We start from the raw sequence: 14,593 nt of genomic DNA, 5'->3' as shown, positions 1-14,593 counted from the left end.
TGCAGGGATCGGCGCCCCCAAACGCCTGGCGCAACAAAAAAGCCCGGCGCAAGGCCGGGCTTTTTCGCAGGCTCCGCGAACCGCGGGCTCAGTTGTCGAGGAAGCTGCGCAGCTTGCGCGAGCGGCTCGGGTGCTTGAGCTTGCGCAGCGCCTTGGCCTCGATCTGGCGGATGCGCTCGCGCGTCACCGAGAACTGCTGGCCGACCTCTTCGAGCGTGTGGTCGGTGTTCATGCCGATGCCGAAACGCATACGCAGCACGCGCTCCTCGCGCGGCGTCAGCGAGGCGAGCACGCGTGTCGTGGTCTCGCGCAGGTTCGACTGGATCGCGGCGTCAATCGGCAGGATCGCGTTCTTGTCCTCGATGAAGTCGCCGAGGTGGCTGTCCTCCTCGTCGCCGATCGGGGTTTCGAGCGAGATCGGCTCCTTGGCGATCTTGAGGACCTTGCGCACCTTCTCCAGCGGCATGGCCAGCTTCTCGGCCAGTTCCTCCGGGGTCGGCTCGCGGCCGATCTCGTGCAGCATCTGGCGCGAGGTGCGGACGATCTTGTTGATCGTCTCGATCATGTGCACCGGAATGCGGATGGTGCGGGCCTGATCGGCGATCGAGCGGGTGATCGCCTGCCGGATCCACCACGTGGCGTAGGTCGAGAACTTGTAGCCGCGGCGGTACTCGAACTTGTCCACCGCCTTCATCAGGCCGATGTTGCCCTCCTGGATCAGGTCCAGGAACTGCAGGCCGCGATTGGTGTACTTCTTGGCGATGGAGATCACGAGGCGCAGGTTCGCCTCCACCATCTCCTTCTTGGCCTGCCGGGCCTCGCGCTCGCCCTTCTGCACCATCTGGACGATGCGGCGGAACTCCTGAATCTCAAGGCCGGTCTCGGTCGCGAGATTGTGGATGTCGCCGCGCAGATCCTTCACCAGGTCCTTTTCAGCCGCGACGAAGTTCTTCCAGCCCTTGGTGCCCAGATTGGCGACGCGGCGGATCCAGTTGGGATCGAGCTCGTAGCCCTGGTACTGGCGCAGGAAATCGACGCGATCGACACCGAAGCTCTCGGCGAGGCGCATGAGGCGGCCTTCAAGCGCCACGAGGCGCTTGTTGATGTCGTAGAGCTGCTCGACCAGGTTGTCGATGCGGTTCTGGTTCAGCGACAACGACTTCACGTTGACGATGATGTCGTCCTTGAGCTTCTTGTACTTCCGGTCCTGCGCCGGCGAGAGCGTCTTGTTCTGCAGACGGTTCTCGACGTTCTGGTCCTGCAGGCGGCGAAGCTTCTTGTAGTCCTCGGCGACGGCGTCGAACGTCTCCAGCACACGCGGCTTGAGCTCGGCCTCCATGGCGGAGAGCGAGACGTTGTTCTCCATGTCGTCTTCGTCGAGATCGCCTTCCGGGGCGGCTGGCTCCTCGCCGTCCGCGTCCTCGGACTCAGGCTCCTCGGCCGCCGCGGCGCCCTTGTCGGGACCGGCGTAGGTGGCCTCGAGGTCGATGACCTCGCGCAGCAAAATCTTGCCCTCGTTGAGCTCGTCCCGCCAGATGATGATGGCCTGGAACGTCAGCGGGCTTTCGCACAGGCCCGCGATCATGGCCTCCCGGCCGGCCTCGATGCGCTTGGCGATGGCGATTTCGCCCTCGCGCGACAGCAGCTCCACCGAGCCCATCTCGCGCAGATACATGCGCACGGGGTCGTCGGTTCGGTCGGCGGGCTCGGCCTTCTGGACCACGGCCACCGGCGACGGGCGCGGGGCCTCGACCAGATCGCCGCCCTCCACCTCGTCCTCCTCGGCGGCGTTCTCCTCGCGGTCGTCGGCCTCCTCGGAATCGATCACGTTGATGCCCATCTCGTTGAGCATCGCGTGGATGTCTTCGATCTGGTCGGACGTGTTCTGGTCGGAGGGCAGGACCTCGTTCAGCTCGTCGTTGGTCACGTAGCCGCGCTTCTTCGCGGCCTTGATCATGCGCCGGATGGCCTGATCGCTGAGATCGAGCAGAGGGCCGGCTTCGGTTTCCGGCGCGCTCGTCTCGGTCTCGTCCTTCGCCTGCAGCTTGGTCGCCATATTTTCCCAGTCTCCGAGCCGGCGCGTCCGCCGGCCTCGCGATCGATTTCGTCCCGCATCGCGCGCCGTCAACCCCGACGCCCGCCGCGAATCGCCTGCCGCTACGCTAGGCGACGACGTTTTACGCTCGCATTAACCCTGCCCATTGGGCGCATGTGGTGTCCGGGCGAGGCCCGAACCACCGTCACATCGCCTTCACGACCCGTCCGGAGGCGCCGCCGAAGTTTTCGATCGCGGCCTCCGAACCTTCAACGGCGGACAGTTGGCGCTGAATTTCGACGATCCTGCGGAAATTGTCGTCCGTAAAATCACGACCAAAATCCTGCTCCGCCGAACGGAGCTCCTTATGTAGCGCCCGGACCTTGACGTGCAAGGCGCTCGCATGCCTCCAAGCCACGTCCACGTCAACAAGATTCGCACCCTCGCCCACCCACCAGTCGCCCGGAAGCAGCGCGGACGCCGCCTGCTCCAGCGCCGGACCGCAGCCCGCGGCGGCAAGCGCGGCGGCCATTCCCGCCGCGTCGGACGCGCCGTGGGCGTAGGCGTCGAGCGCCGCGCGCCGCAGCCGGTCGAGCTCGCGGGTGGTCAGGTCGAGCTCGGCGAAGGCCTCCGCCAGCTCGTCCAGCAGCGCGGGATGGTTCACCACCGCCAGCACCAGCGCCGCCTCGCGGGTCGGCGGCCGTCCGGCGCCCGCCCCCACGAGCGCGCTGCGCCTCAGCAGCGCCGAGGCCGCCAGCGCCGATCCGTCCATGGGCGAGACCGGCGCGCCGCCGCGGCGGGCGCCGTTCCCGCGCAGGCCGCGGCCTGCCCCCGCCCGGGCGTACCCGCCCCGGCCGGAGCCTGCGCCCTGCGGCCGGCCGAAGGCCTGCAGCCGCGCCTGCACCGCCGACTGATAATGCCGCTTCACCGTCTCGTCCCGGATGGCGGCGACCTGGGCCCGCAGCCGGTGCTCGAAGGCGGCCGCGCGCTCGGGCGTGTCGGTCGGGCCGGCCTCCAGCTCCTTCGCCCACAGCACGTCGATCATGGGCGCGGCCTGCGCCAGCGCCGCCTCCACCGCGCCGCGGCCTTCGGAGCGCACCAGATCGTCCGGGTCCTTGCCCTCGGGCAGGAAGGCGAAGCGCAGCGAGCGCCCCGGCGCGATCAGCGGCAGCGCCACGTCCACGGCGCGGAAGCCGGCGCGGCGGCCCGCCTTGTCGCCGTCGAAGCAGAGGATCGGCTCGGGCGCCATCTTCCAGAGCAGTTCGAGCTGCTCCGGCGTCAGCGCGGTGCCGAGCGGCGCCACCACATGGGCGACGCCGGCGGCGGCAAGCGCGATCACGTCCACATAGCCCTCCACCGCCACCACGGTTCCCGCGGCGTGCGCGGCCGCGCGGGCGCGGTGGTGGTTGAACAGGGTCGCGCCCTTGTGGAACAGCGGCGTCTCGGGCGAATTCAGATATTTGGCCGGCACGTCCGCCTGCAACGCGCGGCCGCCGAAGGCGATCACCCGGCCGCGGCTGTCGTGGATCGGGAACATCACCCGGTCCCGGAACCGGTCGAACGGCTCGGCCACGTCCTCGCCGGAGACCAGCAGCCCGGCCTCCACCATGTCCGCCACCGGCACGCCGGCCTTGCGCAGATGGTTCTTCAGCGCGTGGCGGTCGTTCGGGGCGTAGCCGATGCGGAACGCGCCCTGGGTGTGCGGCGACAGCCCGCGCCCGGCGAGATAGCCCCGCGCCGCCGCGCCGCCGCGGGCCTGAAGCTCGGCCTCGAAGAAGGCCGCCGCCATGTCCATGACGTCGATCAGGCTGGCGCGGACCTGCTCCCGGCGCTGCTCCTCCGGGCTCTCCTTCGGCATGGGCACGCCGGCGAGCTCGGCGACCCGCTCCACCGCCTCGGGGAAGGAGACGCCCTCGGTCTCCATCAGGAACTTGAACACGTCGCCGTGCCGGCCCGAGGAGAAGCAGTGGTAAAAGCCCTTCTGGTCGTTGACGAAGAAGGACGGCGTCTTCTCGGAGTTGAACGGCGACAGCCCGGCGTACTCGCGGCCCTGCCGCTTCAGCTTCACCCGCTGGCCGACCACCTCCGAGACCGGAATCCGGTCGCGCAGTTCGTCCAGAAAGGAGGGGGTGAAGCGCATGGGCGCGGCGGACCTGCGGGTAAGGGTTCAGGCGAGGATAGGCGATCGTTCGTTATGTAAGTTCGCGGCCGGCGATTGCGCCCCTCCGACCCGCCATCCCCAGTTTGCACGCTGTTATCCACGGCCGTGAGGCCGATCCGGGCGCGCTCCCGCGCATCGCCGCCGCCGTCATGCCCGGCGAAGCCCGGTATCCACGACGTCCCTTGAGACGACGACTCGCTCGGCCAAGTCGTGGATGCCCGAGACAGGCTCGGGCATGACGGCGAGGGTGACATCCTCGGGCTCGCGCCTCGGGCAGCGCGTCCAGCGTGGGCGAGGCAGCGCCAGAGCCAGAGCGCGGGTGGCGCCACTCTATATGCAATCGCCGCCGTCCGCGATTGCGGCGTCGCGTGGGGGCCGGGCGGAACCCGCGGCCTGTTTGACTTTGCGGACCTCTTTCTCTAGAGAGCGCACCACGTCACGCGGGGCCGAAAGCCCCGCGTCGTCGTTCATGCGCACCCGCGGCCCGGCGTTCTCGCGACGATCGGGCCTGTCGGCTCCCGATAAGGAGCAGCAGGAGGGCGCGTTCCTCAACCTGCCTACAGGAGGACGCGATGTCGAAGCGACACGCCTCTAAGTACAAGATCGACCGCCGTCTCGGCGAAAACATCTGGGGCCGCCCGAAGTCCCCGGTCAACCGCCGCGAGTACGGCCCCGGCCAGCACGGCCAGCGCCGCAAGGGCAAGCTGTCCGACTTCGGCGTGCAGCTTCGCGCCAAGCAGAAGCTCAAGGGCTACTACGGCTCGATCTCCGAGAAGCAGTTCCGCCGCGTCTACGCGGAAGCCACCCGCCTCAAGGGCGACACCTCCGCGAACCTGATCGGCCTGCTGGAGCGCCGCCTCGACGCGGTGGTCTACCGCGCCAAGTTCGTGCCGACCGTGTTCGCCGCCCGCCAGTTCGTGAACCATGGCCATGTGCTGGTGAACGGCCGCCGCGTGAACATCCCGTCCTACCTGGTGAAGGTCGGCGACGTGATCGAGGTGAAGCCCGCCTCCAAGCAGCTCGCCATCGTGCTCGAGGCCGCCCAGTCGGGCGAGCGCGACGTGCCGGACTACATCGAGGTCGACCACAACAAGATGGTCGCGTCCTATGTGCGCGTTCCGGCCCTGACCGAGGTGCCCTACCCGGTCCACATGGAGCCGAATCTGGTGGTCGAGTTCTACTCCCGCTGATCCTCCCGTCCGCCTCAGGACGACGATTTCGAAGGCCGCCCTCCGGGGCGGCCTTTTTCGTTCGCGGCCGGCCGCCCGCAAAACACACACCGCGGCCGATTAATATATAAAATCCAGAGAATGATGTACTTCCGTGTTGCGCTGGTCTTTCGCCCGCGCTATTGAGCATCCCAACGAGCGCTCGTAAGCTGCTCACCAGACGATTTTGGGATGATCCATGACGGAAGACGTCCGGTCCGGACGCGCGGCGGGCAGCCGCGCCACGCTGCACGACATGGCCCTGAAGGGCGATCAGGCCTACGACCTGATCCGCCGTGAAATCCTGTCCTGCCGCATCCTGCCGGGCGCGCGGGTGACGGAGCCGGAGCTGGGCGAGCGCTTCGGCCTCGGCAAGGCGAGCCTTCGGATCGCGCTGCAGCGCCTGACGCAGGCGGGGCTGATCGCCTCCATCCCCCGGCACGGCTATCGGGTGACGCCGGTCACCGCCAAGGACGTGGACGAGATCTTCACCCTGCGTCTCGCGCTGGAGCCGCTGGCCGCCCGCGCCGCCACCGGCCGGGTGAACCGCGGTCAGCTCGAGCGGCTGGAGCGGGCCTGCCGCGGGCAGATGCCGGTGGAGGTCGGCAACCAGATCGACTTCTTCATGGAGGCCAACCGCAGCTTCCACATGGCCATCGCCGCCTCGTCGGGCAACGAGCGGCTGAGCCGCACGCTCTCCGGCCTGATGGACGAGATGACCCGGCTGGTGGCGCTGGGCTTCGGCGTGCAGGGCGTGCGTCCCAACATAGAGAACGACCACGAGCTGCTGATCGAGCATCTGTCCGCCGGCGACGCCGACGCGGCCGAGCGGGTGGCGCGCCGTCATGTGGAGACCTTCCGGGACATGACCATGGAGAAGGTGGTCGCCAGTCTGAAGCTCGCCGACGCGCCGCTCGCGCCCGCCGACGCGCAGTTCCGGGCCTGACGCCCATGGCCGCCGCGGTTCGGGCGCAGTCCGTGAGCAAATGGTTTCCGCTGCGCGACGGCGAGAGCCTGCATGTGCTGCAGGGGGTGGACATCGAGGTGGAGGAGCGCTCGGTGGCGGCGATCGTCGGCGCCTCGGGCTGCGGCAAGAGCACCCTGCTCAACATCATCGCCGGCCTGATTCCGCCGGATCGGGGCGAGGTGTTCCTGAACGGCGTTCCCTCGAAAAGCTTCACGGAGTGGCGCAGCCTCACCTACATGTTCCAGGACGACCGGCTGCTGCCGTGGCGCACCGCCGCGCAGAACGTGGCCTTCGGACTGGAGGCCGCCGGAGCGCCCCGCGCGGAGCGGCGCGAGCGGGTGGCGGAGACGCTGGCGCTGGTCGGCCTCGCCGATTTCGCGGAGGCCTATCCGCACGAGCTGTCCGGCGGCATGCGCAGCCGCGTGGCGCTCGCCCGCAGCCTCGTCACCCGGCCGTCGATCCTGCTGATGGACGAGCCGTTCTCCAAGCTCGACCCCTCGATCCGCTCCCAGATGCACGACGAGGTGCTGCGCGTCGCAGGCCTCATGGGCATGACCATCGTGTTCGTCACCCACGACGTGGAGGAGGCGGTGGTGCTGGCCGACACGGTGGTGACGCTGAAGCCCCGGCCCGGCCGGGTGCAGGAGACGCACGTCATCAACCTGCCGCACCCGCGCGATCCGCTGTCGGCCGAGGTGGCCGAACGCGCCCGCCTCCTGCGCCGGAGCCTGCAGTCGTGACCGCCGCCCCCTCCTCCGTTCCCGCCGTCGCGGGCGGCGCGCCGAAACCGGCGCACAAGCCGGCGCGCGGCCCGTGGCTGAAGATCGTCGCCATGCGGCTCGGCCTGCTGGTCCTGTTTCTGGGGCTGTGGCAGGTCGCGTCCCTCGGTGCCCCCGCCTTCGTGCTGCCGGGGCCGGCGCGGGTGTGGGAGGCGTGGAGCGCGCTGGTGGCCTCTCCCGGCTTCTGGCGCGATCTCGGCCTCACCTTCCAGCGCGTGCTGGCGGGCTTCGCGCTCGCGACCGTGGTGGGCGTGGCCTTCGGCCTGCTGCTCGGCGCGAGCGAAACGCTCGGCCGGTTCTTCGAGCCGCTGCTGACCGTGATCAACACGGTCTCGTCCAGCATCTGGGCGATCTTCGCGCTGATCTGGTTCGGCCTGTCGGACTGGACCACCATCTTCGTGGTGTTCATGACGGCGATGCCGCTGATCCTGACCACGGTCTGGCAGGGCTCCAAGACCGTCAACGCCGACTATGTGGAGCTCGCCCGCGCCTTCCGCATGTCTCGGGCGCAGATCCTCGCCAAGATCTACCTGCCCACCATCCTGCCGCTGTTCTTCGCCTCCGCCCGTCTCGCCTTCGGCTTCGGCGCGCGGGTGAGCCTCGTGGCGGAGACGCTCGGCGCCTCCAGCGGAGTCGGCTACCGGCTGCGGCAGGCCGCCGACCTCGTGCAGACCGACCAGGTGTTCGCCTGGACGCTGACGCTGGTGGCACTGATGCTCGCGCTCGAATTCCTCGTCCTCAAGCCGCTCGAAACGCGCCTCTTCCGCTGGAAGAAGCGCGCCGAGATCGACTGACCCCGCACGCCGCTCAAGGGAGCAATGTCGTGAAGCGCCTCGCCGTCCTCGCCGCCGCCTTCGTCGCGGCGCTCGTCACAGCCCCCGCCGCGCAGGCGGAGAAGATCCGCGTCGGCTACTGGAGTTCGGGCGTCAGCCTCGGCTTCGGCGCCGTGCTCCAGAGCGGAAAGTTCCTCGAGGCCCAGGGCCTGGAGCCGGAGTTCGTCACCTTCCCGGACGTGAACGCGCCCACCAAGGCGCTGGCCGCCGGCGCCATCGACTTCGCCATCGGCGCGCCCGCCGCCGCCTCCTTCAGCGTGGCGGTGGACGGCCTGCCGCTGTCGATCGTGCTCGCGACCCAGGCCGCCGAGCTTGATTTCGTCGTGCCGGAAGACAGCCCGATCCAGAGCCTCGGCGACCTGAAGGGCAAGAAGGTGGGCGGCTCGCCGGCCGGCAGCGCCACCGCCGCCATCACCTCGGCCATCCTCGCCGCCAACTACGGCATCAAGCCCGGCGAGTACGAGGCGGTGCCGGGCGCGGACCCGCGGCTCGCCCAGTTCCTGGTTCAGAAGGACATCGACGCCGCCGCCCTGCGCACCGTCACCATCGCCCTGCTGAAGGACGCGAAGCTGCGCAAGATCGGCTCGTTCCGTGAGGAGTGGGCCAAGATCACCAAGCAGGACGCGCCCCCCGTGCTCGGCGTCGGCCTGATGCGCAACGACTGGCTGAAGGCGAACCCCGACGCCGCGGCCCGGGTCGTGGCCGCCATGCGCAAGGCCTACGAGTTCGGCAAGGCCGACAAGGAGGCGGTCGCCAAGGCCTTGGTCGCCGCCGCCAACATGAAGGAGGACGACGCCCGGGCCTATGCGGCGCTGTGGGACGGCATCTACGCCGTGCGCCTGGAGCCCGCCGACATCGCGTCGCTCAAGACCGAGTTCGAGGTGTTCAAGTCCGTCGGCGCCGTGAAGGGCGAACTGCCGGACTCGGCCCTCGTCACCGCGCCCTACGAGGCGTCCAAGTCCATCAAGTGACGAACGGCGCCGCCGACGGCGGCGCCTCCCCGTCCAACGACAAGCGCCAAAGCGCCGAAACGAGAAAGCGCCCAATGCCCAAGACGATGAAAGCCCTGCTGCTGAAGGCCCATGGCGACGTGAGCGATCTCGTCGTCGTGGACGATCATCCGATCCCGACCGCCGACGCCGGCCACGTGGTCATCCGCGTCGGCGCGTCCTCGTTCAACTACCACGACGTGTTCACCGTGAAGGGCATGCCCGGCATCAAGGTGCCGATGCCGGTGGTGATCGGCCTCGACATGGCGGGCGAGATCACCGAGGTCGGCGACGGCGTCGAGGGCTGGAGCGTCGGCGACCGGGTGCTGGTCAACCCGCTCTATCCCAACAAGGGCCTGATGGGCGAGATGCTGGACGGCGGCATGGCGCAGTATTGCCGCGTCTCCGCCGGCCAGCTCATCCGCATGCCCGACAAGGTAAGCTTCGTGGACGCCGCCTCGCTGCCCGTGGCCTACGGCACGGCGCACCGCATGCTGGTCACCCACAAGACGGTCAAGGCCGGCGACAAGGTGCTGGTTCTGGGCGCCAGCGGCGGCGTCGGCACCGGCTGCGTCATGCTGCTGAAGCAGCTCGGCTGCGAGGTCATCGCCTGCGCCGGCAGCCAGGACAAGCTGGACCGCCTGAAGGAGCTCGGCGCCGACCACGTGGTGAACTACCGCGAGACCGACTTCTCCAAATGGGCGATCGAGAAATACGGCAAGCCCCAGCGCCGCACCTATGACGGCGGCGTGGACGTGGTGATCAACTTCACCGGCGGCGACACCTGGGCGCCCTCGCTGAAATGCGTGAAGCGCGGCGGCTCCATCCTCACCTGCGGCGCCACCGCCGGCCACGATCCCAAGGAAGACCTGCGCTACATCTGGAGCTTCGAGCTCAAGATCATCGGCTCAAACTCGTTCTACGACGACGATCTGGCGGCGCTCATGGACATGATCCAGGAGGGGACGCTGAAGCCGGTGGTGGACAAGGTGCTGCCGCTGGAGAAGGCCTCCGAGGGCCTGCGGCTGATCCGCGACCGCGAGGTCATGGGCAAGATCGTGGTGACGCCATGAGCGAGAGCGTCACTCTCACCGCGGCCGAGGTCGAGGCGAAGCTGCTCAAGGGCCCGTTCCACCAGTGGCTCGGCCTCAAGGTGGTCTCGGTCGGCGACGGCGAGATCGAGCTGAAGGCGACCTGGCGGCCCGAATGGGTGGTGAACGCCGAGCGCGGCTACGTGCATGGCGGCATCCTCGCCACGCTGATCGACCTCACCGCCGACTGGGCGCTGGTGTCGAAGACCGGGCGGGGCGTGCCGACCGTGGACCTGCGCGTCGACTACCACCGCGCCGCCATGGAGGGCGACCTGACCGCGAAGGGCAAGGTGGTGAAGTTCGGCGGCACGCTGTCGGTGGCGGAAGCCCAGGTGCTGGACGGCGAGGGCCGGCTGCTGGCGAGCGGCCGCGGCGTCTACATGACCGCGACGCCGAAGTGAGGGCCTGACGGGAATGGCGGCCGCGCTGGACCATGTTGTGATCAACGTGCTGCGTCGCATGGACGAGGCGGCGGCGCTGTTCGCCGCGCTCGGCTTCACGCTCACGCCCCGTGGCCGCCATTCGCTGGGCTCCGTCAACCATCTGATGATGGCGGACGGGGCCTATCTGGAGCTGGTGGGCGTGCCCGCCGAGGGCCTCCAGCGCCAGGACGTGCTCGACAGCCCCTTCGGTCTGAACGGCCTGGTGCTGAACGCCGACGACGCCGACCAGACCTTCGCCCGGCTGGCGCGCAACGGGCTCGCGCCGTCCGAGCCGGTCGCGTTCTCGCGCCCGGTGGAGATCGACGGCGCGCGCCATGAGGCGCGGTTCCGCACCGTGCGCCTCGCCCCGGAGCGGTTTCCGGCGGGGCGGGTCTATTTCTGCCAGCACCTGACGCCGGAGCTGGTGTGGCGGCCGGAATGGCTCGTCCACCCCAACCGCTTCCTCGGCCTCTCCCGCATCGAGGTCGCCTCCCGATCCCCCGCGACCGACGCCGCCGCCTATGCGGTCGCCGCCAACGCCGCGGCGGAGCAGACCTGCGGCGACCCTCGGGTGACGCTGCCCGATTTCGTGATCGACGTCGTTCCGGGCGACCGGGCGCGCTTCGCCGTGCTCGAACTCGTCTTCGACGGGCTCGAGGCGATTGAAGCCCGCGCCCGCGCCACGCCGGGCGCCGTGTGGACCAGGGACCGATCGACGGCGGGGGCGACGCTCGCCCTTCCCGGTTTCGATCTCGTCCTCGCCTGCCGGAGCGCCCGATGAGCGACGTCTCGAACCTCGGAGCCGTCCTGGCCCTGTCTCCCGACGCCGCCGCCCCAGCGGCTGTGGGAGTGGGTCTGGACGGCTCCGGGACCCCCTTGTCGCGCGCCGACCTCGCCGCCCGCGCCGCCGCCTTCGCCCGCGGGCTCGGGCGCCACGGCGTCGCCCGCGGCGACCGGATCGCGATCCTCGCCGCCAACGGGACCGACTATCTGGCGATCCTGCTGGGCGCCATGCAGGCCGGGGTGGTCCCGGTTCCCGTGAACTGGCGGTTTCCGGCCGCCACCATCGCCCGGATCGTCGCCGACAGCGGCGCCAAGACGGTGTTCCACGATTCCGAGCGCCGGGCGCTGGCGCCCGACGCCGTTCCCACGGTTGAGATCGAGACCGAGCTTGGCCTCTGGCTCGACCCCGGACCGTTCGAGCCCATAAGCCCAGAACCGGACGAGGCGGCGCTGATGCTGTTCACCTCCGGCTCCACCGGGCGCCCCAAGGGGGTGCGGCTCAGCCACGCCAGCCACCTCTGGGTCGCGCGCACGCGCATGGCCGACGACGCGCTCGAAGGGGAGCGCCTGCTGATCGCGGCGCCGCTCTATCACATGAACGCGCTCGCGCTGGCGCTGCTTGCGCTCGCGAGCGGCGCCACCGCGCTGCTGCTGCCCCAGTTCCAGGCCCGCGCCTACATCCTCGCGATCGACCGGCAGCGGGCCACATGGCTCACCGCCGTGCCGCCGATGATCGCCATGATGCTGCGGGAGAAGGAGGCGCTTGCGACCGCCGACCTCTCCAGCGTCAAGGTGGTGCGCATGGGCTCGGCGCCGGTGAACGACGCGCTTGGCGCCCAGATCCGCCGGCTGCTTCCGAACGCGCGCATCATCAACGCCTACGGCACCACCGAGGGCGGCCCGCTGGCCTTCGTCGATCCCGACGGCGCGGCGCCGACCGGCTCCGTCGGCCGCCCCCATCCGGGCGTCACGGTCCGGCTCGCGGGCGAGGGCGCGCCGGACCTCGGCGTGCTGCAGGTGAAAAGCCCCGCGCTCATGCTCGGCTATCACGAGCGCCCCGACGTGCGCTCGCCCATCACCGCCGACGGCTTCTACGACACCGGCGACGTGTTCCGCCGCGACGGCGACGGGTTCTACGCGTTCGTCGGGCGGACCGACGACATGTTCGTCTCCGGCGGCGAGAACATCTTTCCCGGCGACGTGGAAGCCATGCTTGAGACCCATCCGGACGTGGCGCAGGCGGTGGTGGTGCCGGTGGACGACGACATCAAGGGCCAGAAGCCGGTCGCCTTCGTGGTGAAGCGGCCGGGCTCCGCCCTGGACGAGGCGGCGCTCAAGGCCTACGCGCTCGCCCACGCGCCCGCCTACCAGCACCCGCGCCGGGTCTGGTTCGTGGACCAGATTCCGCTCGCCTCCACCAACAAGATCGACCGCGCGGCCCTGACGGCCCGCGCGCGAACCGACCTGAGCCCGGCCTGAAAAGACCGCAGGCCACGCAGGGAGACACGCCATGACGCCTTTCGACTGGACCGCCGGCTATCCGTCCCGACGCGTGCCCGTGTTCGGGCGCAACGTGGTCTCCACCTCGCACCCGCTCGGCGCGCAGGCGGGCCTCGCCGTGATCCGGGACGGCGGCAACGCCGTGGACGCCGCGATCGCGGCGGCCGCCGTGATGACGCTGGCGGAGCCCTGCTCCAACGGCCTCGGCTCCGACGCCTACTGCATCCTGTGGGACGGCGAGCGGCTGCACGGCCTGAACGCCTCCGGCGGCGCGCCGCGCGCCTGGACGCCGGACTATTTCGCGGCGAAACACGGCGAAGGCCGCGCCCGGCCGCCCATGCGCGGCTGGGACAGCGTCACCGTGCCGGGCGCGGTGGCGGCCTGGGTCGCGCTCAGCGAGCGCTTCGGCTCCCTGCCGCTGGAGGACGTTCTGCTTCCGGCGATCGAAGTCGCCGAACGGGGCTACCTCGCCCCGACGGTGGTGCAGCAGAAATGGGCGGCGGCCGCCGCCACGCCGGACCTCGCCCGTCAGCCCGGCTTCGCCGACCTGTTCCTGCCCCGTGGCCGGGCGCCGGAGGTGGGGGAGCATGTGGCCTTCCCCGGCGCGGCGCGGACGCTGAAGGCCATAGCGGCCACCGGCGGCGACGCCTTCTACCGGGGCGAGATCGCCCAGGCGATGGCGGCCCACGCCGCAGCCCATGGCGGCGCCATGACGGTCGCCGACCTCGACGCCTTCCGGGTGGAGTGGGTGGACACGATCTCCACCCGCTACCGCGGCTACGACGTGCATGAGATCCCGCCGAACGGCCAGGGCGTCGCCGCCCTGATCGCGCTCGGAATCCTGAAGAACTTCGAGCTGACGGGGCTCGATCCCGACGGCGTCGAGGCCAACCATCTGCAGATCGAGGCGATGAAGCTCGCCTTCGCCGACACCTACGCCCATGTGGCGGACCTCGCCCATATGCGGGTGACGTCGGCGCAGCTGCTCGACGACGGCTATCTGGCCGAAGCCGCGAAGCTGATCGACCCGCGCCGCGCCCAGCGCTTCGCGGCGCGCAACCCCGTGCGCGGCGGCACCATCTACCTCACCGCCGCCGACGAGAACGGCATGATGGTGAGCTTCATCCAGTCCAACTTCATGGGCTTCGGCTCCGGCGTCTGCCTGCCGGAATGGGGCCTGTCGCTGCAGAACCGCGGCCACGGCTTCGTGCTCGATCCCGCAAGCCCCAACGTGGTCGCGCCGGGCAAGCGCCCGTTCCAGACCATCATCCCCGGCTTCCTCACCAGGGACGGCCAGCCGGTGATGAGCTTCGGCGTGATGGGCGGCAACATGCAGCCGCAGGGCCATGTGCAGACGCTGTCGCGCATGATCGACCACGCCCAGAACCCGCAGGCCGCCTGCGACGCGCCCCGCTGGCGCTTCAACGCCGGGCTCGACATCAACGTGGAGGCCGCCATGCGGCCGGACACGGTGGCGGGCCTGCTGGCGCTCGGTCACGAGACCAGCGTGATCAACGACAGCTATCAGGACTTCGGGGCCGGCCAGTTCATCTGGCGCATGGGCGATCCTTCCGTCGAAGGCTACGCCGCCGCCAGCGACCCGCGCCGGGACGGCTACGCCGCGGCGTGGTGAAGGCGGGCTCTCAGAGCCCATTTGGAAACGACCGCAGCCCGCGATTAGAACTCACGTCATGCCCGCCGAAGGCGGGTATCCACGACTTTTTCCGGAACAAAAGCTGCGACGTTCAAGTCGTGGATTGCATGTTTGCGTTGTCCGTCCCTGGTGTTGGGATGGGGACGCCGGCGGGACCTCGAGACGTGGATG

The 14,593-nt window shown here is 69.8% G+C and carries 12 protein-coding genes; 10 read left to right on the top strand and 2 right to left on the bottom strand.

All coding sequences use genetic code 11. The features are described from left to right. Positions 1 to 88 precede the first annotated feature (88 nt). A complete protein-coding gene (rpoD, locus tag PKE85_RS01635) occupies positions 89 to 2,056 on the bottom strand; it encodes an RNA polymerase sigma factor RpoD (RefSeq protein WP_271203051.1) in 1,968 nt (655 codons plus the stop codon). A 184-nt stretch (positions 2,057 to 2,240) separates the two neighbouring features. Further along, complete coding sequence (dnaG, locus tag PKE85_RS01630) at positions 2,241 to 4,175, bottom strand: DNA primase (protein ID WP_271203050.1); 1,935 nt, start codon at positions 4,173 to 4,175, stop codon at positions 2,241 to 2,243. Between the two features lie 593 nt (positions 4,176 to 4,768). On the opposite strand from dnaG, the gene rpsD reads away from it, so the two are divergent. The 10 genes from rpsD to PKE85_RS01580 all read left to right on the top strand — a co-directional run bounded on the left by rpsD (position 4,769) and on the right by PKE85_RS01580 (position 14,401). Then, positions 4,769 to 5,386 (top strand): 30S ribosomal protein S4, encoded by a 618-nt coding sequence (rpsD, locus tag PKE85_RS01625; protein WP_271203049.1) that lies wholly within the window; start codon positions 4,769 to 4,771, stop codon positions 5,384 to 5,386. A gap of 217 nt (positions 5,387 to 5,603) precedes the next feature. Further along, positions 5,604 to 6,350 carry a GntR family transcriptional regulator gene (locus PKE85_RS01620; protein ID WP_271203048.1) on the top strand — a complete coding sequence of 249 codons (747 nt, stop codon included), beginning with the start codon at positions 5,604 to 5,606 and terminating at the stop codon, positions 6,348 to 6,350. A gap of 32 nt (positions 6,351 to 6,382) precedes the next feature. Then, on the top strand, positions 6,383 to 7,111 hold the full coding sequence (locus tag PKE85_RS01615; RefSeq protein ID WP_271203047.1) for an ABC transporter ATP-binding protein: 729 nt from the start codon (positions 6,383 to 6,385) through the stop codon (positions 7,109 to 7,111). Then, the gene (locus tag PKE85_RS01610; protein ID WP_271203046.1) at positions 7,108 to 7,944 is read left to right on the top strand and encodes an ABC transporter permease; all 837 of its coding nucleotides are present in this window, start codon (positions 7,108 to 7,110) and stop codon (positions 7,942 to 7,944) included. Before PKE85_RS01615 ends, PKE85_RS01610 begins: the two co-directional genes overlap by 4 nt. Before the next feature lie 29 nt (positions 7,945 to 7,973). Further along, positions 7,974 to 8,954: an ABC transporter substrate-binding protein gene (locus tag PKE85_RS01605; RefSeq protein ID WP_271203045.1), complete on the top strand. Its 981-nt coding sequence runs from the start codon at positions 7,974 to 7,976 to the stop codon at positions 8,952 to 8,954. Between the two features lie 74 nt (positions 8,955 to 9,028). Next, the gene (locus tag PKE85_RS01600) at positions 9,029 to 10,045 is read left to right on the top strand and encodes an SDR family NAD(P)-dependent oxidoreductase (RefSeq protein ID WP_271203044.1); all 1,017 of its coding nucleotides are present in this window, start codon (positions 9,029 to 9,031) and stop codon (positions 10,043 to 10,045) included. Beyond that, complete coding sequence (locus PKE85_RS01595) at positions 10,042 to 10,464, top strand: PaaI family thioesterase (RefSeq protein ID WP_271203043.1); 423 nt, start codon at positions 10,042 to 10,044, stop codon at positions 10,462 to 10,464. The genes PKE85_RS01600 and PKE85_RS01595 overlap by 4 nt, the downstream gene beginning before the upstream one ends. 13 nt (positions 10,465 to 10,477) lie before the next feature. Beyond that, the gene (locus tag PKE85_RS01590) at positions 10,478 to 11,266 is read left to right on the top strand and encodes a VOC family protein (RefSeq protein WP_271203042.1); all 789 of its coding nucleotides are present in this window, start codon (positions 10,478 to 10,480) and stop codon (positions 11,264 to 11,266) included. Continuing rightward, positions 11,263 to 12,747, top strand: coding sequence for a class I adenylate-forming enzyme family protein (locus PKE85_RS01585; protein ID WP_271203041.1), 1,485 nt, complete (start codon positions 11,263 to 11,265; stop codon positions 12,745 to 12,747). Before PKE85_RS01590 ends, PKE85_RS01585 begins: the two co-directional genes overlap by 4 nt. A gap of 31 nt (positions 12,748 to 12,778) precedes the next feature. Then, entirely contained in the window at positions 12,779 to 14,401 is a 1,623-nt protein-coding gene (locus PKE85_RS01580) for a gamma-glutamyltransferase family protein (RefSeq protein WP_271203040.1), read from the top strand. The last annotated feature ends 192 nt before the right edge of the window (positions 14,402 to 14,593 follow it).

The sequence above is a fragment of the Methylopila jiangsuensis genome (genome assembly GCF_027922305.1).
In the GTDB taxonomy this organism is placed as follows: Bacteria; Pseudomonadota; Alphaproteobacteria; order Rhizobiales; family Methylopilaceae; genus Methylopila; species Methylopila jiangsuensis.
This window is presented reverse-complemented; position numbering and strand designations above follow the sequence as displayed.

Excerpts from the sequence above, each read along its gene's own strand:
- rpoD (WP_271203051.1), bottom strand. The coding sequence starts at position 2,056 with ATGGCGACCAAGCTGCAGGCGAAGGACGAGACCGAGACGAGCGCGCCG.
- dnaG (WP_271203050.1), bottom strand. The coding sequence starts at position 4,175 with ATGCGCTTCACCCCCTCCTTTCTGGACGAACTGCGCGACCGGATTCCG.
- rpsD (WP_271203049.1), top strand. The coding sequence starts at position 4,769 with ATGTCGAAGCGACACGCCTCTAAGTACAAGATCGACCGCCGTCTCGGC.
- PKE85_RS01620 (WP_271203048.1), top strand. The coding sequence starts at position 5,604 with ATGACGGAAGACGTCCGGTCCGGACGCGCGGCGGGCAGCCGCGCCACG.
- PKE85_RS01600 (WP_271203044.1), top strand. The coding sequence starts at position 9,029 with ATGCCCAAGACGATGAAAGCCCTGCTGCTGAAGGCCCATGGCGACGTG.
- PKE85_RS01595 (WP_271203043.1), top strand. The coding sequence starts at position 10,042 with ATGAGCGAGAGCGTCACTCTCACCGCGGCCGAGGTCGAGGCGAAGCTG.
- PKE85_RS01590 (WP_271203042.1), top strand. The coding sequence starts at position 10,478 with ATGGCGGCCGCGCTGGACCATGTTGTGATCAACGTGCTGCGTCGCATG.
- PKE85_RS01585 (WP_271203041.1), top strand. The coding sequence starts at position 11,263 with ATGAGCGACGTCTCGAACCTCGGAGCCGTCCTGGCCCTGTCTCCCGAC.
- PKE85_RS01580 (WP_271203040.1), top strand. The coding sequence starts at position 12,779 with ATGACGCCTTTCGACTGGACCGCCGGCTATCCGTCCCGACGCGTGCCC.